Source organism: Roseixanthobacter pseudopolyaromaticivorans, from assembly GCF_043195145.2.
GTDB lineage: Bacteria > Pseudomonadota > Alphaproteobacteria > Rhizobiales > Xanthobacteraceae > NCEH01.
In genome coordinates this window covers 2,602,779-2,623,596 of record NZ_CM195539.1, presented here as the reverse complement: position 1 = coordinate 2,623,596, position 20,818 = coordinate 2,602,779, and the positions used below count along the sequence as shown (strand labels likewise).

Genomic DNA, 20,818 nt, shown 5'->3' with positions numbered 1-20,818 from the left:
GGCGAAATGCGGCCCAAGGCCGTTGCGCTAGCAAATGCGGTGAGAAAGTTGAATATGTAAAAAAACCATGTTGTAATGTGTAAAGAATTTACAATTCGAGGCGGCCATGCGCCAGAAGGTTTTTGCCGGCCATGCGGTCCGTCGCCTGCGCGAGAAGCTCGGGCTTAAGCAGAGCGAACTGGCCCACCGGCTCGGTGTGTCCCCGTCCTATGTGAACCAGATCGAGAGCAACCAGCGCCCGCTCACCGCCTCGGTGCTGATCGCCATCTCCCGCACCTTTTCGGTCGATATCACCTCGTTCGGCGCGGAAGATCTGGACCGCCTGGTGGCGGACCTGCGCGAGGCCGCCGCCGACCCCTTGTTCCGCGATCTCGACCTCGGCCTCCAGGATATGAAGGCGGTGGCCAATCTCTCGCCCGCCTTCGCCCACGCCTTCCTGCGCACCAATGCCGCCCTGCGCCGCACGGCGGAATGGCGCGCCTCCATGGACGACATGCTGACTGCCGGCATCGGCGACGAGGCCAAGCTCATCCCCTATGAGGAGGTGCGCGACTATTTTCATTATATCGACAATTACGTCGATGCCCTGGACCGGGCGGCGGAGGCGTGTGCGGAGCGCCTGGGCCTGCTGGCCGGCGGCGAGCCGATTTCCGTCCTCACGGCCTATCTCGCCGATCGCTTCAACGTGCGCACCGAAGTGGGGCCGCCCGATCCCGCCTTGCCGCTGTCGCGCTATGACACGCGCAACCGCCTGCTCACCCTCTCCGGGGTGCTCTCGCCCTCCAGCCGGGCGTTCCGCCTCGGCGTCACGATCGCCCAGCTGGAGCATGGCCCGCTGATGGATCGCCTCGTGGCGGGCGCCGGGTTCCGCAGCCAGACGGCGGGTGAAATCTGCCGCCTCGCGCTCAACAATTATTTCGCCGGCGCCCTGGTGCTGCCCTATGGCCGCTTCCTCGATCTCGCCCGCGCGCGCCGGCACGATCTCGACCGGCTGGTGCTGGAGACCGGCGCGAGCCTGGAGCAGGTGTGCCATCGCCTCTCCACGCTCCAGCGGCCGGGCGCCAAGGGCGTGCCGTTCTATTTCGCCAAGGTGGATCGCGCCGGCAACATCACCAAGCGCCACAGCGCCACGCGCTTCCAGTTCGCCCGCCACGGCGGCGCCTGCGCGGTGTGGAACGTGCACGAGGCGTTCGAGGCGCAGGGCCGCACCTTGGTGCAGCTCGGCGAGATGCCCGACGGGGTGCGCTACATCTGCCTTGCCCGATCGATCCACGCGCCGAGCCTGCGCCACGGCCAGCCGCACCGCGCCTACGCGCTCGGGCTCGGCTGCGAGGTCTCGTTCGCCGACGACATGGTCTATGCGGACGGGCTGGACCTGAAGGCGGCGCCGGTGGCGCGGCTCGGCGTGTCGTGCCGCATCTGCCCGCGTCGCGACTGCGACCTGCGGGCATTCCCGCCGCTCGACCGGGAGATCCGCACCGATCCGAACATCCGCGATGTGGTGCCGTTTGCCATCTCATGATTAAACCCGCGCGGTGTCGCAATGCCGCCGTGGTCACGTACCGGAAACGCCATGGAAACAGATCACGACTCTCTTTAACTGTAGCGTTATTGCGTGAATCGAGGGTGCGGATGATCGGGGCAATGAGGATCGCGGGCTGGGCTCTGGCCTTTGCCTGCCTGGCGGGTGCGGCGCAGGCCTCTCCCGGCTTTACGACGGCGGACGTGAATATGCGCGCCGGTCCCGACACCCAATATCCCCGCGTCACGGTGTTGCCGGAAGGCGCACCGGTGGAGATTTTCGGCTGCCTGTCCAACCAATCCTGGTGCGATGTGGCCTGGGGTCCCAATCGCGGCTGGGTGTATGGGGAATATCTCGCTTTCGACTATCGCGGCGAGCGCGTGCTGGTGCCGGAATATGCGCCGGTGGTCGGTATCCCGGTGATCGGGTTCAATTTCGGCAATTACTGGGGCAGCTATTATCGCGGCGCGCCCTGGTGGAACCAGTACAATCGCTGGCAATACTATAATCCCCGCCCGCGCCCGGGCTGGGGTGCACCCCCGCCGGGCGTCGGCCCACGCCCGCCCGGCTGGTGGAACCATCCCGGCCGTCCCGGCTATCCGGTGGTGGGTCCCGGCCGCCCCGGCTATCCCGGCGGGCCCGGTGCACCCGGCTATCATCCGCCTGGGGCCTATCCTGGCCGGCCGCCGGGCGGTTATCCCGGCAATCCCGGCGGTCCGCCTCCGGGCGCCTACCCGGGCCGCCCGCCGCACGGCAATCCCGGTGCACCGCCGCCCGGCGCGTATCCTGGCCGTCCCCCGCAGGGCAATCCGGGTGGTCCGCCTCCGGGCGCGTATCCCGGCCGTCCTCCGCACGGCAATCCGGGCGGCCCGCCTCCGGGACAGCAGCAGCAGGGCCGTCCGCCGCACGGCAATCCCGGCGCTCCGCCTCCCGGCGCCAATCCCGGGCGTCCGCAGCAGGGCAATCCCGGCGGTCCCCCTCCGGGGCAGCAGCAGCGCCCACCGCGCGGGGCACCCGCCGGATGCGCGCCCGGTGCTCCGTGCCCGCCGCCGCAATGAGCCGAACGCGCCGGCGTCCGGCGTGATCCAACGGGTGGGGCAGTGCCCCGCCCGTCTCGATTCCCGGGGCTGCGGATTCCGGCCGGTTCGCGGCCGGGTCATCCTGGGCATCGACGCGCGCGTCGCCTCGCGCTATGGGCTTGGCCATGTCGGCATCATCCTCCTCTTCGGACTTCCTCGGACCCGCGCCGGTCCTGCGCTTCGCGCCTTCGCCCACCGGCCTGATCCATGTGGGCAACGCCCGCACCGCCTTGCTGAACGCGCTGCTCGCGCGCCGCGGCGGGGGCACCTTTATTCTGCGCTATGACGATACGGACGCGGCGCGCTCGCGCGCGGAATTCGCCGATGCCATCGCCGAGGATCTCGACTGGTTGGGCATTCCGCCCGACCGCGTTGCGCGCCAGTCCGATAGGCTCGCCCTTTATGATGCGGCCGCTGAGGCCCTGAAGGCTGCCGGCCGCCTCTATCCCGCCTATGAGACCGAGGCCGAGCTGGATCTGAAACGCGGTCTCCAGCGCGCCCGCGGCCTGCCGCCGGTCTATGATCGCGCCGCCCTCGCACTGACGGCGGATGATCGCGCCAAGCTGGAAGCGGAAGGGCGCGTGCCCCATTGGCGCTTCCGCCTGGAGCGGCGCGCCGTGACTTGGGACGACGGCGTGCGCGGCCCGCAGCATGTGGACACCGCCACCCTGTCCGACCCCGTGCTGGTGCGGGCGGACGGCACCTATCTCTATACGTTCACTTCGGTGGTGGACGATCTCGACATGGGCATCACCTGCGTGGTGCGCGGCGAGGATCACGTGACCAATACGGCGGTGCAGATCGAGCTGTTCGAGGCGCTCGGCGGCGTCGCGCCGCGCTTTGCGCACCACAATCTGCTGACCTTGCCGAGCGGCGAGGGGCTCTCCAAGCGGCTCGGGCACCTCTCGCTGCGGGCGCTACGCGAAGAAGGGCAGGAAGCGCTGGCGGTGGCCGCCGCCGCCGTGCTGGTCGGCACCTCGGATGCGCTGGCGCCGGTGGAGAGCATGGATGCGCTCGCCGCCAAGGTGGATCTGTCCCACATCTCCCGCGCGCCGGCCCGGTTCGATCCGGCCGATCTCGTCCTGCTGAGCGCACGCACGCTGCACCATCTGCCCTATGAGGCGGTGGCGGGGCGGCTCGCGGCGGCGGGCATCACCGGCGGCGCGGATTTCTGGCTGGCGGTGCGGGGCAATCTCTCAACCTTCGCCGATGCGGTCCATTGGTGGCAGGTGTGCTCGGATGCCGGGCACGGGATCATCGCCGAGGAGGACCGCGCTTTTCTCGCCGCCGCAGGCGCCCTCCTGCCGCCGGAGCCCTGGGACGCCGGCACCTATGCGCCCTGGATCGCCGCCGTGAAGGCCGCAAGCGGCCGTAGCGGCAAGGCGCTGTTCCGTCCGCTGCGCCTGGCCCTGACCGGCCAGGAGACGGGGCCAGAACTCGCCGCCCTGCTGCCTTTGCTGGGCCGCGCCCGCGTTCTGGCACGGCTTGGTGTCATAAATCCGTGAACGCGGGTGGCCCGTGGGGGACTCTCGCGGCGCGGCTGCGCTGATTTCTGCAGGCGCCGCCCGGCTTTCGGTCCCAAGCGCCTGTTGATTTCGCGCGCCGCATGATGATCGTCGGCGAGAGCGGCGTGCGACTCAGCGCGGCTGAGGTATGGTCGCGGCGCATGCGAGAAGATCGGGAGGCGCGGATGGATGGAGCTCGCGGAGCGGATTTTGGTTCCCTTCAAGCCGGCGCCCGGCGCCGCGCGGCGCTGCTCGGCTGCCTGATGCTGGCGGCGGCGGTGGCGAGCCCGGCGCGCGCGGCGGAGCCCAATGCCTGGTATTCCGGCGAATACAAAAGCTGCGACCAGGACACGACGCCTGAGATCGTGCGCTGCATCACCAAGCTCACCGAAGGATGGGAGAGCCGCCTGGAGACCGCCCTCAAGGCGCTGCTCGCCCAGCAGACCGCCCCGCAACAGGAGCGTCTGAAGGCGGCGCAGAAGGCCTGGACCACCTTCCGCGACACGGACTGCGCCTTCTACGTCAATGGCGACGGCACCATCGCCCGAGTGGAGGGTGCCGAATGCCGGCGGGTGCTGACGCAGCAGCGCGCCCAGGAACTGGAGCAGGCGGGGCGGCCCTGATCCGCGGCCGGTGGCGGCGATCGTTCGCGGCCGCCACCTTTTCTCCGGCCCCGATGCATCCCATATTGGCCCCATGGCCAAAGCATCCCGACCCGGCAAACTTGGTGAGCGCTCGCAGCGTCATTTCGAGCCTGCGCCCTCCCAGCCCCTTGATCCTGAAGTTGCGAAGTCGCTCGGCCTCGCACCGGGAGACATGAGCGGCGATTTCGAATCCGCCGGCGCTTCGGCGACGGTCGCGGCGCTCTCGCGGCTGATCGAGGAGGGGCGGCCGGAAGTCACCGGCCAGACCTGGACCCCCCATCGCCCGCCCCGCCCGGACAAGAGCGAGGGCGGCGTTCCTCTCGTGATCAAAAGCGAATTCGAGCCCGCCGGCGACCAGCCGGCCGCCATCGCGGAACTGGTGGCACAGGCGCGCGCGCACGAGCGCGACCAGGTGCTGCTGGGCGTGACGGGCTCCGGCAAGACCTTCACCATGGCCAAGGTCATCGAGGAGCTTCAGCGCCCCGCCATCATCCTGGCGCCGAACAAGACGCTCGCGGCGCAGCTCTACGGCGAGTTCAAGAGTTTCTTCCCCGACAATTCGGTGGAATATTTCGTTTCCTATTACGATTATTACCAGCCCGAGGCCTATGTGCCGCGCACCGATACGTACATCGAGAAGGAATCCTCGGTGAACGAGCAGATCGACCGCATGCGCCACTCGGCCACCCGCGCGCTGCTGGAGCGCGACGACGTCATCATCGTCGCCTCGGTCTCCTGCATCTACGGTATCGGCTCGGTTGAGACCTATTCCTCCATGACCTTCAAGCTGGAGGTGGGGGAGCGCATCAACCAGCGCCAGCTGATCGCCGATCTTGTCGCCCTGCAATACAAACGCATCCAGTCGGATTTCGCGCGCGGCACCTTCCGGGTGCGCGGCGACAATATCGAGATCTTCCCCGCCCATTACGAGGACCGTGCCTGGCGGGTCTCGCTGTTCGGCGACGAGGTGGAGAGCATCGCCGAGTTCGACCCGCTCACCGGCCACAAGACCGGCGACATGAAGTCGATCAAGGTCTACGCCTCCTCCCATTACGTCACCCCGCGCCCGACGCTGATCCAGGCGATCGCCGGCATCAAGGCCGAGCTGAAGACCCGGCTCGACGAATTGTACAAGATGGGCCGCCTGCTGGAGGCGCAGCGGCTGGAGCAGCGCACTCGCTACGACCTGGAGATGATGGAGGCGACCGGCGCCTGCGCGGGCATCGAGAATTATTCCCGCTGGCTCACCGGCAGGAAGCCCGGCGAGCCGCCGCCGACCCTGTTCGAATATGTGCCCGACAATGCGCTGGTCTTCATCGACGAGAGCCATGTAACCATTCCGCAGATCGGCGCCATGTATCGCGGCGACTTTCGGCGCAAGGCGACGCTGGCGGAATACGGCTTCCGCCTGCCGAGCTGCATGGACAACCGGCCGCTGCGGTTCGAGGAATGGGAGGCCATGCGCCCGCAGACGGTGCATGTCTCCGCCACCCCCGGCCCGTGGGAGATGGACCGCACCGGCGGCGTGTTCGTGGAGCAGGTGATCCGCCCCACCGGGCTGATCGACCCGCCGGTGGAAATCCGCCCCGCGCGCACCCAGGTGGACGACCTCCTCGGCGAGGTGCGGGCGGTGGCGGCGAAGGGCTATCGCACGCTCGTCACCGTGCTCACCAAGCGCATGGCCGAGGACCTGACCGAATATCTGCACGAGAACGGCATCCGCGTGCGCTACATGCATTCGGACATCGACACCATCGAGCGCATCGAGATCATTCGCGACCTGCGGCTCGGCGCGTTTGATGTGCTGATCGGCATCAACCTGCTGCGCGAGGGCTTGGACATTCCCGAGTGCGGACTTGTCGCCATTCTGGACGCCGATAAGGAAGGGTTCCTGCGCTCGGAAACCTCCCTGGTGCAGACCATCGGCCGCGCCGCCCGCAATGTGGACGGGCGCGTCATCCTCTATGCCGATCACGAGACCGGCTCCATGCAGCGCGCCATGGCGGAAACCACCCGCCGTCGCGAGAAGCAGGTGGCGTACAACACCGCGCACGGCATCACGCCCGAAAGCGTGAAGAAGGCCATCGGCGATATCCTCAACTCGGTCTATGAGCGCGACCACGTGCAGGTGGATGCCGGCATGGCGGAAGAGGGGGCGGCCTTCGGCCATAATCTCAAGGCGGTGATGGCGGATCTGGAAAAGCGCATGCGCGCCGCCGCCGCCGACCTCGACTTCGAGACCGCCGCCCGCCTGCGCGACGAGATCAAGCGGCTTCAGGCCACCGAGCTTGCGGTTTCCGATGATCCCATGGCGCGGCAGGAGGCGGTGGACGACAAGACCGGCGGGTTCCGGGGCGAGCGCAAATACGGCCGCGCCGCCAACCAGCCGCCCAAAGCTGCGAATTCTTCGGCGGGTTCTTCTGCCGGCGCGTCTGCGGGTTCATCCGGCCGGGGCAGTCGCAAGATCACGGGACGGGCGAAATCCGACACCGGCAGCGGCCACGCGCCTGCGCCCCATCTCCCCGTGCCCGAGGCGCCTGTTGCCACGGCGCCGGTGGGCCGGGTGAAGCCGGCCCCCACCGAGCGCGACCGTTCTCCCGACGAACTGCCCCTCTACGCCCCGCGCGCCAGCTCGAAGGTGGCGAAGCCTTCGCTCGACGACATGGGCCCCGGCACCGACCGCGCCGAACCCCTCTCCGCCCTCGACTACAAGCCGGGCCCGCGGCCCGATCCGGGAACGAAGGGGTACCGCAAGGGCGGACGGAGGAAGTGAGGGTGCCAGCCGGAGAAGGGCTGGAGGCTTGCCACAACGGCCTTCTCCCTCTCCCCAAGGGGACAGAGGAAGTGAGGGGGCTGGTGACGTGCGTTACATTGAGGGCGGTTTTGGATTTTGATGGGTACGCTCAATCGCCACTGCTTTCGTGGCAATTCTATAGATTATATCTATCGGTAAATAAAATCCAAGTTCGTGTAATTTTTTAAGTAATTTTTCAAATTCTCTATAATTTTTCTTGTCATCAAAATTATTTATTAGTTCTCCAATTTTTTCAATCTCTGCTTGTTTGTGTTCGTGTTCTTCGCGAAACTCATTAATTGACCATGCTCTTGATTTTTTGTTTTTCAAAATGTATCGTGCAATCTCATTATATTCTGTCTGATTGTGATCGAAATAATCCATTTTTTGAAATCCTTTTTTATAGAAAACTGTACCAAATATCGTTCAGAGATGATGTCTCGTCAAAAGATTGATCTCATACTCGCGCCTGACTTGCTTTCTGAGGCGATGAGTAAGTAGATCGAATACTTTACTTGTTAATTCGTGATAGTGCAAGCGCGAAGTCCCACCCCCTTGCCCCACCCCCGCACCTGCGGTAAAAGCCGCGCCCATGGGCCGGGACCTCCAGCAGATGCGGGCCGCACCATGAGCGAACACTTTAGCGCCGCCGACAAACCCTCGACCATCGAACGGCCGAAGGATGAGACGCGCCCCAAGCTCGCGCGGCCGCGCCTGCATAAGGTGATCCTGCTCAACGACGATTACACGCCGCGCGAATTCGTGGTGATGCTGCTGAAAGCCGAGTTCGGCATGAACGAGCCCCAGGCGCTCGGCGTCATGCTTACCGCCCACCGGCGCGGCGCCTGCGTGGTGGCGGTATTCCCGCGCGATGTGGCGGAAACCAAGTCCGCCCGCGCCTCGGAGGTCGCCCGCGCCAAGGGCTATCCCCTGATGTTCACCACCGAGCCCGAGGAATAGGCGCCCCTTCGCGCCGCGCCTGCCCGCCACGCGCCAGTGCGGCGCCGGACGCTGCCCGCCCGCAGCGCCAGGGGCGCGGTCTGCGATTTTCGCACATTCGCCTGCGGTACATAGATAAGCCCCATTTTGGCAGCGTTATGTCCCAACGGAATCGCTTCGAGGCTGCGCGCCGCGCGTCCCGGGGGCGTGCGGATCGGGGGCGGGGTGAGAGCAGCGCGGAAAAGAACGGGCGGCATCGTCTGCATTGCCCTTGCGCCGTTTCTGAGCGCCGGTTGTGCCATGGCGCCCCTGGATGAAGGTGGATCGCTCGCCTCCTATTCCGATCTCGCCCAGGCCGACGGGCTGCTGGCCAAGTCGAAGCTGCGCGTCAGCACGGATGCCGTGCTCGCGGCGAAGACCGTGCGCATCGTGCCCACCGTCTTCGGCGCCGCCGCCTCGCACGACACGATTTCAGAGGATCAGCGCAAGCTGGTCGCCAATGCGGTGGACCGCTCGCTCTGCGCGGGGCTTAGCGAACGCTTCCAGGTGGTCGATGCCGCGGAGACTGCGGATCTCACGGTCCATGCCGTGGTCACCCATATGGCGGCGACGAACGAAGCGGCGGTCGCAGCCACAAAGATCGCCTCCGTGGCGAAATCCATTCTGTTGCCGGGCATTCCCGTGCCCACGCCGCGCATCCCCATCGGGCTCGGCAGCCTGTCCATGGAGGCTGAGGCGCGCGGACCCGGCGGCGCGCAGGAAGCGGCCATGGTGTGGGGGCGGGGCGCCAATTTCCTGTCGGGCTCGGCGCGGATCTCTAGCTCGGGCGATGCCTACGAACTGGCCAGCGCCTTCGGCGACGATTTCAGCAAGCTCTTGGTGACCGGGGAAAGCCCGTTCAAGAATCTGTCCGGCCCACCCTCCATGGAGCGCCTCCAGTCGCTGGCCGGCGGCGCGCCGAAATATCCCGCCTGCGCGGTGTTCGGACGCGAGCAGGGCGTCGCAGGGCTGCTCAGCGGCGCCGTCGGACTGCCGCCGGAATGGACCGACAAGGGCACCGGCGCTTCCCCGCCCGCGTCCCAGCAGGCGGCGGCGCAATAGCGGGCGCGCAACGCAGCCTTGCCAGCGCCTGAGCGCCTCTCAAGGCACGAGATAATGGGCGGACCAGTCGCTCTTCGGCACCACGGCGCCAAGCGTGTAGTCGAACGAGAGCACGGTCATGCCGTCGGGGCTGGTACGGCAGGAATAGGACAGGCGATACCATTTCCCGCCGCTGCGCACCGCCGCGCCCGGCGCCTTGACCGCGCCGGCGGATGTGACCGTGTCGGCGAAGGCATAGGCCACCAGCTCGTCCGGGTGCAGATCCTTGTGGCCGCGCCCCACCTCGCCCATGGCGCGGGCGTTGCAGCGCTGCTCCATGCGGGTGCCGGGCGCGAGGGAAAGCATTTCCTTGTCGTGCGCGCCGCTGGCAAACGTCTGTTGATTATGGGAGGCCGCGAGTGCGCCGCTGGTCCCCAGCAAGGCGAGGGCCAGCGCGGCGCTGCCGCATGAAAGCATCAGGGGACGGGTCAAGGGGCGGGGCCTCCCGAATCTTTGTCGAAGGGCGAGGCGAAGCCTCACCTCATTCCTATGGCGAAGATGAGGCCGCGCGTTCCCGGCGCTCAGCGCTCGAGATCCTTGTCGATCAGCTTGAAGGCGGGGTCGAACTTGAGGTCGTAGGTATGGCCATCCCGGCAGATGGCGTCGTCCACTTCAAAGATGCCGTCGTCCACGTCGATCGTGCCGCCGGTGCAGCCTTCCCGTGCCAGGGCAGCCAATACCTTCGCGCGATCAGCCTCGGTGATCGCGCCGTCGGCGAAAACGGGCGCCAGGGTCATCAGAAACGTGCCGCAGATCAGGGCCAGACGTCGCATCGTGCGTTCCTTAAAGGCAGGCGGAAGAGCGGTTCTGCAGCGGACAATCGCCCGTCGGGGCCGCTTTCCTGTAGTCGATGACTGCTTGCGGTTCAAAGGCTTCGGGCCGCCTGCGCGGCGAAACCCGGCGTGCCGGATCGGCGCGCGGACGCAGGGCTCCAGATGGCGTGGCCCCTGCGCCGGATGGCTATCGAAGCGGGTTCAGTCGCGCGGGCGGCCCTTGTTGGGCTTGGCCTTGCCGGCCTTGCCGGCGCCCGGTGCCTTGGGCGGATATTTCGCCCCAGCCGCCTTCGGCGGGCGTGATTTGCCGAACGCGCCCTTCACGTCTGTGCGGCCGGAACCGGCGGGCCGCTCGATGGCGGCGGGGTCATAGGCCGGCTTGCGGGACTTGCTGAAGCTCGGGCGCCGGGCGGCGGGTGCCGGATCGCCGGTCAAGGGCTCGATGGGCACATCGCCACCCTCTGAGGCGCGCGCGTTCGCCAGGAAGCTCTCGGCCAGGTCCTCGGCGATCTCGAACACGGTCTCGCTGTCGAAGATGCGGATCGAGCCGATGTCCTGTTTGGTGACGACGCCGCGCCGGCAGATCAGCGGCAGCAGCCATTTGGGATCGGCATTCTTGCGGCGGCCCACCGGCATGCGGAACCACACGCTGGCCCCACCCGGGCCACCGGCGCCGCCGGCCCGGCTTTCACGGGGCGCGCGCTCGGGGCGGCGCTCGTCGCGGTCGCTGTCGCGCAGGCGCGCTGCGTTGCGGCCCTCGCCGGGGTCAAACACGTCTTCCGGTGCCGGCAGGCGGTCGCGATAGAGCCGCGCCAAAGCGGCAGCCACCTGCTCGGGCGAGCGCTCGGCAAGGATCGCCTGGGCGAGGACGAGATCCTCGGGCGAGGGCTCCTCGTTCAGCAGCGGATCGGCGAGCATGCGCTCCTGGTCGAGCCGGCGGATGTCCTCGGCGCTGGGCGGGCCGCTCCACACCGGCACGACGTTCGCGAAATGCAGCAATTGCTCGGCCCGGCGGCGGCGCGAGGGGGGAACGAGCAGAACGCTCACGCCCTTGCGGCCGGCACGCCCGGTGCGGCCGGAGCGATGCTGCAAGCTCTCCGCATCGTGCGGCAGGTCGGCATGGATGACGAGGCCGAGATTGGGCAAATCGATGCCGCGGGCCGCGACATCGGTGGCGACGCAGACCCGGGCGCGCCCGTCGCGCAGCGCCTGGAGCGCCTGGTTGCGCTCGTTCTGGCCCATCTCGCCGGAGAGGCCGACCCCCGCGAAGCCGCGCTCCTGCAAGGTGGAGAGCAGATGCCGTACGCTCTCACGTGTGTTGCAGAACACGATGGCCGAGGGGGATTCGAAATAGCGCAGCAGGTTGACGACCGCGTGCTCCATTTCCTTGGGCACGATGCGCACGGCGCGATATTCGATATCGGCATGCCCGCCCTGGGTGTTCGCCACCTCGATGCGCATGGCGTCGTGCTGGTAGCGCTTGGCGAGCGCGACGATGCCGCGCGGCAGGGTGGCGGAGAACAGCAGGCTGCGGCGGCTCTCCGGCGCGGCGGAGAGGATGAATTCCAGATCCTCCCGGAACCCGAGGTCGAGCATCTCGTCGGCTTCGTCCAGCACCGCCACCTGGAGGGCGGATAGGTCGAGCCCGCCGCGCTCGATATGATCGCGCAGGCGGCCGGGGGTGCCGACCACGATGTGCACGCCGTCCGAGAGCAGGCGGCGTTCCCGGCGCGGGTCCATGCCGCCGACGCAGGCGACGATGCGCGCGCGGGCGTTCTCGTACAGCCACTCCAGCTCGCGGTGGACCTGCAGGGCGAGTTCGCGCGTCGGCGCGACGATCAAGGCCTGCGGTGCGCCTGCGGCGCCGAGGAACTCGGCTTCCCCGAGCAGGGTCTCGGCGATCGCCAGGCCATAGGCCACGGTCTTGCCGGAACCGGTCTGGGCGGAGACCAGCAGATCGCGCCCGGCGGTTTCCGGGGCGAGCACGGCGGCCTGCACGGGCGTCGGCTCGTTATAATCGCGGGCCGCAAGGGCACGGGCGATGGACGGGGAGGGGGTCGAGAAAGCCAAAGGCGAAACCTGTTTTCGATAAGGCGCAAGCGCCGTGTGGCGCCGCCTTCGGGCAGCGCTGGATGGGGTAGCGATACGGCACGGGCATGCACCCTTTGCGACAGGGCTCCGCCCCGCGCGGCCGTGACGCGAATGAAAATGCGCCTCTATCTAGCCGAGGGCGTGGCGGGAAGCCATTGAAACCGTGCAAAACCACGCGCGCACCAGACCCGCGCCACAAGCCGGGGTCGGCGCCCGGGCGTTCGTCCTCACTAAGGCGCGAGGCGGTTGCGCCGGACCCGGCAGCGGGGCGATGATCCCCGCGGGGCGGGATCGAACCTCGCGGCCCGCTCGAGGCCGCGGGGAATGCGGTGCATCGGGCGCAATATCGGGAGACGTTTCATGACATCCTCCTTCAGTCCCTCCGCGCCCGAACGCCGCGCGCCGGACCCGTCCGCCGCCGATGCGGGCGTGTCCCGCCGCGATGCGCTGGTGCTCGGCAGCGCCGCGATCGCCGCCAGTGTGTTCATGCCTCACGTGGCGCGGGCAGCCGCGCCGTTCGTGATGCCGCCGCTGCCCTATGCGGAAGATGCCCTGGCGCCCACCATTTCGGCCCGGACCGTCGGCCTGCATTACGGCAAGCACACCAAGGGCTATTACGACAAGGTCAACGCGCTCTCGACCGGCAAGCCCTATGCGGACATGACGCTTTCGGAAATCGTCGTCGCCTCGAAGCAGGCGGGCGATACCGCCATGTTCAACCAAGCCGCCCAGGCGTGGAACCACGATCTGTATTGGGCGAGCTTCAAGGGCGGCCCGGCGGCGCCCACGGGCGGCTTCGCGAAAGCCGTCGAGGCGGACTTCAAATCGCTGGACGCGCTCAACCGCAAGATGGTCGAGACCGGTGACGGCGTGTTCGGCACCGGCTGGGTGTGGCTGGTGCGCGACGGCGACCGGCTGGCCGTGCTCGGCATGAAGGACGGCGCCAACCCGCTGCCCGACGGCAAGAAGGTGCTGCTCGGCATCGATGTGTGGGAGCACGCCTATTATCTCGATTACGAGAACAGGCGCACCGCCCATGTGGAAGCGGTGCTGAAGGACCGCGTGAACTGGCAGGTGGTCAGCGAACGCTTCGGCTGACCGCGCGTTCGCTCACCCGCCCGCTCGGGCGGTCGCTGTCAGATACCGATATCGTCCAGCTTGACGCCGGTGGTCTCGATGCGGAACTGCCAGGTGATCCAGGCGCCCAGCAGCGAGGTGGCGACCAGGATATAGAGCAGCGGCTTGGTGCCGACATCCAGCAGCACGATCGGAAACAGGAACGCGGTGAGCACCGCGCCGATCTTGGCGAAGGCGGCCGCAAAGCCCGCGCCGCGCCCGCGGATGTGGGTGGGGAACACCTCGCCCGCCAGGAGATAGGTCTGCGCGTTCGGGCCCATGTTGGTCATGAAATTGAACAGCATGAAGCCGGTATAGATCAGGAAGATCTGCGCCCCGCCGGTATAGTCCACCGAGAAGGACGCGATCAGCAGCCCCGCCGCGCAGCCGATGAAGCCGAACACCTGGAGCGGAATGCGCCCGACCTTGTCCGCCAGCAGGACGGCGGCGCAGATGCCGACGATCAGCAGCAGATCGATGAAGGCCGCGCCCTCCGCCGCCAGCATGTCGCTGGCGATGATGTCGGTGAGGTCGTGGTGCAGGCTGGTATGCGAGCCGATGGCGGCGGCGAGGATGGTGGGCGTGAAAATGCCGATGCCGTAGGTGCCGAGATCCTGGAGGAACCACGGCACCGAGGCGAGGATGGTGGCCCGCAGGTTCTTCGCCTTGAACAGGGCCCACATGTTGCGCTCATGGTGCGGGTGGGCGTGGGGATGGCGCACCTTGAGCTTGATTTCCTTGGGATAGTTCGGGCTGCGCTTGAGCAGCTTGTGGACCTCACGCTCGGCTTCCGCCATGCGCCCGTGGGCCGCAAGCCAATGGCCGCTCTCGGTCACGTAGAAGCGCCCGATCAGCACGATCACGGCGGGAATGATGGCGGTGGCATACATCAGCCGCCACGCCGCCAGCTCCGGGGCGAAGGTGAGGATGAGATAGCCGACACCGGTGCCCACCAGCGCGCCCACCGCCTGGAAGCCGAAGGCGCTGAGCACGAGGCGGCCGCGCGCGCTGGAGGGAATGCTTTCCGAAATCACCAGATGGGCGGTCGGATAATCGCACCCGAGCGCCACGCCCACGCCGAACAGGAAGAACACCATCCAATAGAAATTCGGCGCCACCGACAGCAGCACCAGGAACAGGATGAACAGCGCCATCTCGGCAATGAACATCAGCTTGCGGCCGAACTGGTCGGCAAGGCCGCCGAGGAACAGAGCGCCGATCAGGATACCGAACAGGCTCGCCGCGCCGACGAGGCCGTGCTCGAATGGGCCCATGGTGAATTCCACCGCCATCAGCGGCATGGCGACGCCGGTCATGAACACGACCAGGCCCTCGAAGAATTTTCCCGCCGCCGCAAGCCCCCAGATGCGCCATTGCATGGCGGTCATGGGGGTCACGGAAACTTCCGTTCCGTCACGCCAGAGCGGGCGCTCGTCGATATAGTCCTGAACCGAGCGGGCTTCCACCGTGGGCGTCGATGGCATCGGCGCGTGCATATCGTTCATGAGCAACTCCCCGCGATCCCCGCACAGATGCGCACCGGCGATGAATACCATATGACAAGGGTACCCTGGTGGTCGGGCGAACTCTCGGATATGAAAGGCTTTTAATTGGGAGGCTCGGGGATGGCGGCGCGTTTCGAAGGGCTCAGTCGGCCCATCTTTGCCTTGGCGGGATTGGCGCTCGCGGGCGTGGTGGCCGGGTGCCAGGCGCCTGGGCCGAGCTGGGGCACGGGCACGGTGATCGAGACCGGGCCGTTCGACAGCGTTTCGGAAACGGTGGTCGGCATTCCCGCGCCGACGGCCGGCCCGCGCGTGTTCCAGTGCAGCGGGCCCTGGGCGCCGACCACGACGGAAGTTAATCTGGTCGCCGATTTTGGCGCGCAGGCGATCACCCGCGCGGACGTGCAGGAGCCCGATGGCTCCACCGGCCCCGGCTCGGTGCTGCTCGCCGGCGATTCCAAGCTTCGGGTGGATGTCGCCTGGGCCGACGGGCTCGGCTACACCGTGCCGACCCGCGTCGCCTTCACCGAGGAGAGCGCCTGGACCGTCGCCGGCGTGCGCATCGGCTCCTCGCTGGCCGATGTGGAGCGCGCGAACGGGCGTCCGTTCCGCATCCAGGGCTTCGGCGGCAATGCCGGCGGCGTGGTGGTGGACTGGCAGAAGGGCGCGCTCGGCAACATGCCAGGCCCCTGCCGGCTGGGCGTGCAGTTCGCGCTGACGGCGGACGCCTCGAACGCTGCGCAGGCGAGGGTTTCCGGACCGAAGACGTTCCTGTCGTCGGATCCCAATATCCGCGCGCTGAAACCGATTGTCGGCCTGTTCTGGGTGAATTATCGCTGGTAGATCCCAAAGCCCGTGGCGGTGCCATGATCCGGCATCGCGCGGCCCGTACGGAGGTTGCCATGACCCTGATGATGGAGACGACGATGCCGGACCGCAGACCCTCGCGCCGTACACTTGCCCTCGCCTTCGTTCTCGGCATCGCCTGCACCATCGGCGCGAATGCGCTGGTGTCGTCGGCGCGTGCGAACCAGCCTTTCATGGACGCCGCGCTCGCCTCGCTGCGCGCGGCGCGTGCCAATCTCATCCAGGCCGAGCCGAACAAGGGCGGTCATCGCGACCGGGCTATCGATCTGGTGGATCGGGCGATCAACCAGGTCGAGGAAGGCATCGCCTTCGCTGCCGGCCAGTGAGGCGCTTCGGCTTTCGGTAAAAATGCTCTGCCGGCGGCGGATCTTGATCCACTCCGCTCCACTGCCGGCAGCGTCCGCCTGCGAACGCCCCGCAGCCCCATCGGATGATGGCTTCAGGACGCGCCCCAGGCGCCAGGTGATCACATGACAAGTGATCACATGAAGGGATCGGGCGATCCTGCGCGACCCCTTGCTTTGCCTCGCACCTAGGAACCCGGCGCGATCCGGGAGGGATAGGCGAGCGCGGTCTCGCACCATTTGGCGACGCGCAGCAGCTTCACATCCTCGCCGAAAGGCGCAACGAGCTGAATGCCGAGCGGGAGGCCGCGGGGACCCGTGCCCGCCGGCAAGGCGATGGCGGGCACGCCCAGCGTGGTCCACGGGACGCACAGGCCGGGATCGCCGGTTTCTCCAAGACCCTCCGGTGCTTCGCCGGTCGCCGGCGCGGTGAGCACGGCATCGAAGCCCGCCAGCACGCGCGTGAACTCGGCCCGCAAGGCGAGCTGGGCTGCACGGGCTTTGAGATAATCGGTGGCCGCAATCGCGGCACCCCGCTCCACCAGCGCCTGGAGGCGCGCGGACGTCTTGTCCGGGAAGCGCGCAACCAGATCGCCAAAATTCGCCGCGCCCTCGGCGCCGCACAGGGTCGCGGAAAGGGCAGGCAGTTCGGCGAAGGCATCCGGCAGCGTCACGGCCTGCACCGTCGCGCCGGAACCCGCGAAGCGGGCGGCAGCCATTTCCATCAGCGCGCTCTGGCTGTCTTCCAGGGCAGGCGCCCCGGCCGGGCGCAGCCATGCGATGCGCGGCGCCGGGAAGGGCGCAACGCCCGCGAGGCCGAACGCGAAAGTCGTGCGCCGCGCGGCACCGGGGCCACCGGCCAGCAAGCTTAGCACGAAGGCGGCGTCGTCCACGCTGCGCGCGAACAGGCCGAGATGGTCCAGGGACTGGGAGAGGTCATGAACGCCCTTGAGGGCAATGGTGCCATAGCTCGGCTTCAGCCCGACCACGCCGCAATAGGCGGCGGGGCGCAGGATCGAGCCCAGGGTCTGGGTGCCCAGCGCCACCTGGACCGAGCCGCTGGCGACTGAGGCCGCCGAGCCGGACGAGGAGCCGCCCGGCGTATGCCCGAGGTTCCACGGATTGCGGGTGGGGCCGGGCTCGCGCCAGGCAAACTCGGTGGTGACGGTCTTGCCGAGGATCGTCGCGCCGAGATCCTTCAGGCGGCCCACCACATAGGCGTCTTCGGTCGGCTGATGGTCCACATAGATGGCCGAGCCATAGGTGGTGGGCATGTCGGCGGTGGCGATGAGGTCCTTCACACCCACCGCGACGCCCGTGAGCGGCCCGGTGCCCGGCGTCGCGGCCGGGGGCGCGGCGGGCAGATGGGCGAAGGCGTGGAGCGCCCCTTCCAGGGCGGCGGCGCGCGCATGGCTGGCGGCGATCAAATCCTGGGGCAATGCTTCGCCTGCGGCCACGGCGCGCACGATGTCGAGCACGCCGGCGCTGGTCTTGAGGGCGGTCATGGGAAGATCCGGGAAGGAGGGAGGCGGACGGGCCGCATCGTCCGGGCGGCGCGTCTGCACCGGACAGCGGTGGCCCGGCATCGGCCGGGCGCCGGTCGGGGGCGCACAATGCCCGCAAAGACCGCCCGCGCGTGGACAGGTGATGGGTGGGGCTCCGGCAAGGTCGGGTGAGGCCCGCCGGAGCCCCGTGACGCGCGTAAGTCCGCGCGTCAGTTCGTCGGCATGGACATGGCCTTGTCGATGTAGGTGCGCGGCACGAAGGTCTTGTAGTCCGGCTGAGCGGAGAGGTTGCCGAGCGCGATCTGCGTGTCGAGCGCGAGCGTCAGCGCGGCCGGCGTGATATCCACGCTGGTCGGATAGACGTTGTCGGCGAGCATGCGCTTGGTGGCGGCGGCGACCACGTCAGGATCGAGCTTCGGGAATTCCTTCTGCGCGATCTCGATGGTGCGGGCCTCGTTCTTGTGCATGAAGCGCACGGCCATCTCCAGGCCGTTGGTCAGGCGCTGGGCGAGATCGGGGTCCACGTCGGCGCGGGCGGTGATGGTGGAGAAGGCATAGGGGCCATAGAGCTTGGGAAAGCCGAGCACGACCTTCATGCCCTTGGCCACCACCTGGTCGAGGCCGGGCTCGTACATGACCGCGACCTTGGCCTGGCCGGCGACGAACGGGCCGGGCTCGGTGCCGAGCGGGACCTGGATCATCTCCACGTCCTTGTTGGCATCCATGCCGTTTTCCTTCAGCAGCTTGATGAACAGCGAGGTGCTGGTGGTGGGCATCAGGCCGGTGACGATCTTCTGGCCCTTCAGGTCCTTGACGCTGTCGAACTTGAAGTCGGGCGTGGCGGCGATCCACACGGCGGCGCCGTTCACCACATTGGCGATGGTGTTCACCGGGGCGCCCTTGGAAGCGGCGATGGCCGTCCATTCCGGGCCGTGCAGGGAGAATTGCGCGCTCTTCGAGATCACCGCGGAGAGGGCGACGGAGCCGGAGCCGGCGCTTTCCTTGGTGAGGTCGAGGCCCTGCTTTTCAAAGAAGCCTTCGTCCATCGCCACATAGAGCGGCAGATACAGCATCGACTGGAAGGCCTGCGAGATGGTCGCCTTCTTCATCTCCACCGCCGAGGCCGGGGTGAGCGCGGCGGAGGAAAGTGCCAGGGCGAGGGAAAAGGCGCCCAGTTTTGGCAAGAACGTCATGGGAACATATCTCCGGAAACAAGAGGTCAAACGTTGATCTGGGTGCCGCCGATCTGCTGCTTCCAGGGAAGCAGGTGATGCTCGGTGATCTCGACCATGTGGTAGAAGATGAAGCCGACCAACATCAGCGTGAACAGACCCGCCCAGACCGTATTGAGGTCGTAGAGGCTCGAGGCGACGTAGATCACATGGCCGAGGCCATGCTGGGAGGAGATGAATTCGCCCACCACAGCACCCACCAGCGCGAAGCCGATATTGATGCGGAAGGTGGCGATGATCGCCGGAAGCGTGGACGGCGCGATCACCCGCTTGAAGATCTGGTGCTTGTTGGCGCCCATGGAGAATAGCAGCGCTTGCAGATCCTTGTCCGCATCCTTCGCCGCCTGGTAGGCGGTGATGAGCGCGACGATCGAGGTGAGCGAGATGGCGAGCGCCACCTTGGAAGTGAGCCCGGTGCCGAACCACAGGATGATGATCGGCGCCAGGGCGATCTTCGGCACCGAATTGATGGCAGCAATGAACGGCTCCACCAGGCGGGCGACGAAGGCAGAATACCAGAGCGTCAGGCCGATGAAGGAGCCGATCACGGTGCCGAAGGCAAAGCCGAGGATTGCCTCGAACACGGTGTAGCCGGTATCCACGAACAGCGAGCCGTCCATGATCATGACCACGAGCCCGTGCAGGATGCCGCTCGGTTGGCCGACCAGGAAGGCGTTGAGCCATCCCATGCGAACGGCCAACTCCCATAGTAGGAAGAAGCCGACAACCGCGAGGATCTGCAGCACGCTGCGACCGACCGTGGAATCGAAGACATTGCGCCGCTTGCTGGCACGTAGGTGCCTGCGGACGCTGGTTTTTGCGAGTTGAGCCATCTCAGTCATGCGCTCGCCCTGGTCTGGATGTCGAGTTCCGCGCACAGCGTGTGGAAATAGCTGGAGAAGCGGGGGTCGCTGCGCGCGGCGATGGGGGAATGCTCGTTCAGCGCGATATCGTGCACCGCCTTCACCCGAGCCGGGCGTTGGCTGAGCACCACCACGCGCTTGGAGAGCGCGACCGCCTCGTCGATGTCATGGGTGACGAGGATCACGGTCTTGTGGAAAGTCTCCACCGCTTCCATCAGGATGCCTTCCAGATAGAGGCGGGTCTGGTAGTCCAGCGCGGAGAACGGCTCGTCCAGCAGCAGGATATCGGGATCGAGCACCAGGGTGCGGATCAGCGCCACGCGCTGGCGCATGCCGCCCGAGAGCATCTTGGGATAGGCATTCTCAAAGCCCGACAGGCCGAAGGTTGAGAGATATTCGCGCGCCGTATCCATGGCCTGGCGCGGGTCCACGCCCTTGGTCTCCAGCCCGAGCAGGACGTTGTCGAGCACCGTCCGCCAGGGGAAGAGCAGGTCCTTCTGCATCATGTAGCCGACCCGCCCGCGGAGGCTCTCCACTTCCTGCCCACGATACATCAGCGTTCCTTCGTCGGGGTCGACGAGGCCGGCGATGATGTTGAAAACCGTGGTCTTGCCGCAGCCGCTGGGCCCGATGATGCTAACGAAATCGCGCTCGTGGATGTCGAACGTCAATCCGTCGAGCACCTGGGTGGGACCCTGCTTGCCGGGAAAGCTCTTGCGGATGCCGTTAAGGCGCAATTGCACTTTTGGTGATGACATGGCGTCTCCTGTCTGCCGCCAGTCCATAGGCAACCGCTGTGCCAGCCGAAAAAAATGTTGCAGCGCAAGGAGGTTCGCGTTCGTGAGGCGGATGTCCCATAAATAGGCACACCCATGGATGCACACCTTTAAGGCAGCTGGCGT

At 67.1% G+C, this 20,818-nt stretch carries 19 protein-coding genes; 10 read left to right on the top strand and 9 right to left on the bottom strand.

All coding sequences use genetic code 11. The features are described from left to right. Nucleotides 1-106: 106 nt before the first annotated feature. The 5 genes from V5F68_RS12625 (at nt 107) to uvrB (ending at nt 7,523) form a co-directional block, all read left to right on the top strand. Entirely contained in the window at nt 107-1,522 is a 1,416-nt protein-coding gene (locus tag V5F68_RS12625; protein ID WP_394015054.1) for a short-chain fatty acyl-CoA regulator family protein, read from the top strand. Between the two features lie 110 nt (nt 1,523-1,632). Next, entirely contained in the window at nt 1,633-2,580 is a 948-nt protein-coding gene (locus V5F68_RS12620) for an SH3 domain-containing protein (RefSeq protein ID WP_394015053.1), read from the top strand. A gap of 146 nt (nt 2,581-2,726) precedes the next feature. Next, nucleotides 2,727-4,106 carry a glutamate--tRNA ligase gene (locus tag V5F68_RS12615; RefSeq protein WP_394015052.1) on the top strand — a complete coding sequence of 460 codons (1,380 nt, stop codon included), beginning with the start codon at nt 2,727-2,729 and terminating at the stop codon, nt 4,104-4,106. 185 nt (nt 4,107-4,291) lie between these two features. Continuing rightward, a complete protein-coding gene (locus tag V5F68_RS12610; RefSeq protein ID WP_394015051.1) occupies nt 4,292-4,729 on the top strand; it encodes a lysozyme inhibitor LprI family protein in 438 nt (145 codons plus the stop codon). 73 nt (nt 4,730-4,802) lie between these two features. Next, nucleotides 4,803-7,523, top strand: a complete 2,721-nt coding sequence (gene uvrB / locus V5F68_RS12605) for an excinuclease ABC subunit UvrB (RefSeq protein ID WP_394015050.1) — start codon at nt 4,803-4,805, stop codon at nt 7,521-7,523. A gap of 93 nt (nt 7,524-7,616) precedes the next feature. Here the strand turns inward: uvrB and V5F68_RS12600 are convergent, their stop codons facing one another. After that, nucleotides 7,617-7,928 (bottom strand): hypothetical protein, encoded by a 312-nt coding sequence (locus V5F68_RS12600; protein WP_394015049.1) that lies wholly within the window; start codon nt 7,926-7,928, stop codon nt 7,617-7,619. A gap of 243 nt (nt 7,929-8,171) precedes the next feature. Between V5F68_RS12600 and clpS the strand changes: the two genes are divergently transcribed. Both clpS and V5F68_RS12590 read left to right on the top strand, forming a co-directional pair. Then, a complete protein-coding gene (clpS, locus tag V5F68_RS12595; RefSeq protein WP_394015048.1) occupies nt 8,172-8,504 on the top strand; it encodes an ATP-dependent Clp protease adapter ClpS in 333 nt (110 codons plus the stop codon). Between the two features lie 279 nt (nt 8,505-8,783). After that, the gene (locus V5F68_RS12590) at nt 8,784-9,584 is read left to right on the top strand and encodes a DUF3313 domain-containing protein (RefSeq protein WP_394015047.1); all 801 of its coding nucleotides are present in this window, start codon (nt 8,784-8,786) and stop codon (nt 9,582-9,584) included. Nucleotides 9,585-9,623: 39 nt separating this feature from the next. On the opposite strand, the gene V5F68_RS12585 is transcribed toward V5F68_RS12590, so the two are convergent. From V5F68_RS12585 to V5F68_RS12575, 3 genes are all read right to left on the bottom strand, one after another. Then, nucleotides 9,624-10,055: a DUF930 domain-containing protein gene (locus V5F68_RS12585; RefSeq protein ID WP_394015046.1), complete on the bottom strand. Its 432-nt coding sequence runs from the start codon at nt 10,053-10,055 to the stop codon at nt 9,624-9,626. A gap of 89 nt (nt 10,056-10,144) precedes the next feature. Continuing rightward, nucleotides 10,145-10,396 (bottom strand): PepSY domain-containing protein, encoded by a 252-nt coding sequence (locus V5F68_RS12580; RefSeq protein ID WP_394015045.1) that lies wholly within the window; start codon nt 10,394-10,396, stop codon nt 10,145-10,147. Nucleotides 10,397-10,597: 201 nt separating this feature from the next. Next, the gene (locus V5F68_RS12575; protein ID WP_394015044.1) at nt 10,598-12,466 is read right to left on the bottom strand and encodes a DEAD/DEAH box helicase; all 1,869 of its coding nucleotides are present in this window, start codon (nt 12,464-12,466) and stop codon (nt 10,598-10,600) included. Between the two features lie 507 nt (nt 12,467-12,973). Between V5F68_RS12575 and V5F68_RS12570 the strand changes: the two genes are divergently transcribed. Then, nucleotides 12,974-13,585 (top strand): superoxide dismutase, encoded by a 612-nt coding sequence (locus V5F68_RS12570; protein ID WP_394015178.1) that lies wholly within the window; start codon nt 12,974-12,976, stop codon nt 13,583-13,585. A gap of 38 nt (nt 13,586-13,623) precedes the next feature. Here V5F68_RS12570 and V5F68_RS12565 read toward each other — a convergent pair whose 3' ends face one another. Beyond that, a complete protein-coding gene (locus V5F68_RS12565) occupies nt 13,624-15,108 on the bottom strand; it encodes an MFS transporter (RefSeq protein ID WP_394015043.1) in 1,485 nt (494 codons plus the stop codon). A 120-nt stretch (nt 15,109-15,228) separates the two neighbouring features. Here V5F68_RS12565 and V5F68_RS12560 point away from each other — a divergent pair, with 120 nt between their 5' ends. Together V5F68_RS12560 and V5F68_RS12555 are read left to right on the top strand one after the other, a co-directional pair. Then, nucleotides 15,229-15,948, top strand: coding sequence for a hypothetical protein (locus V5F68_RS12560; protein ID WP_394015042.1), 720 nt, complete (start codon nt 15,229-15,231; stop codon nt 15,946-15,948). Between the two features lie 59 nt (nt 15,949-16,007). Beyond that, nucleotides 16,008-16,298 carry a hypothetical protein gene (locus tag V5F68_RS12555; protein WP_394015041.1) on the top strand — a complete coding sequence of 97 codons (291 nt, stop codon included), beginning with the start codon at nt 16,008-16,010 and terminating at the stop codon, nt 16,296-16,298. Between the two features lie 206 nt (nt 16,299-16,504). Here V5F68_RS12555 and V5F68_RS12550 read toward each other — a convergent pair whose 3' ends face one another. The 4 genes from V5F68_RS12550 to V5F68_RS12535 form a co-directional block, all read right to left on the bottom strand. Further along, nucleotides 16,505-17,821, bottom strand: a complete 1,317-nt coding sequence (locus tag V5F68_RS12550) for an amidase (protein WP_394015040.1) — start codon at nt 17,819-17,821, stop codon at nt 16,505-16,507. 209 nt (nt 17,822-18,030) lie between these two features. Beyond that, entirely contained in the window at nt 18,031-19,014 is a 984-nt protein-coding gene (locus V5F68_RS12545; protein ID WP_394015039.1) for an ABC transporter substrate-binding protein, read from the bottom strand. A 26-nt stretch (nt 19,015-19,040) separates the two neighbouring features. Beyond that, entirely contained in the window at nt 19,041-19,895 is an 855-nt protein-coding gene (locus V5F68_RS12540; protein WP_394015038.1) for an ABC transporter permease, read from the bottom strand. Then, the gene (locus tag V5F68_RS12535; RefSeq protein ID WP_394015037.1) at nt 19,892-20,674 is read right to left on the bottom strand and encodes an ABC transporter ATP-binding protein; all 783 of its coding nucleotides are present in this window, start codon (nt 20,672-20,674) and stop codon (nt 19,892-19,894) included. The genes V5F68_RS12540 and V5F68_RS12535 overlap by 4 nt, the downstream gene beginning before the upstream one ends. Nucleotides 20,675-20,818: the final 144 nt, after the last annotated feature.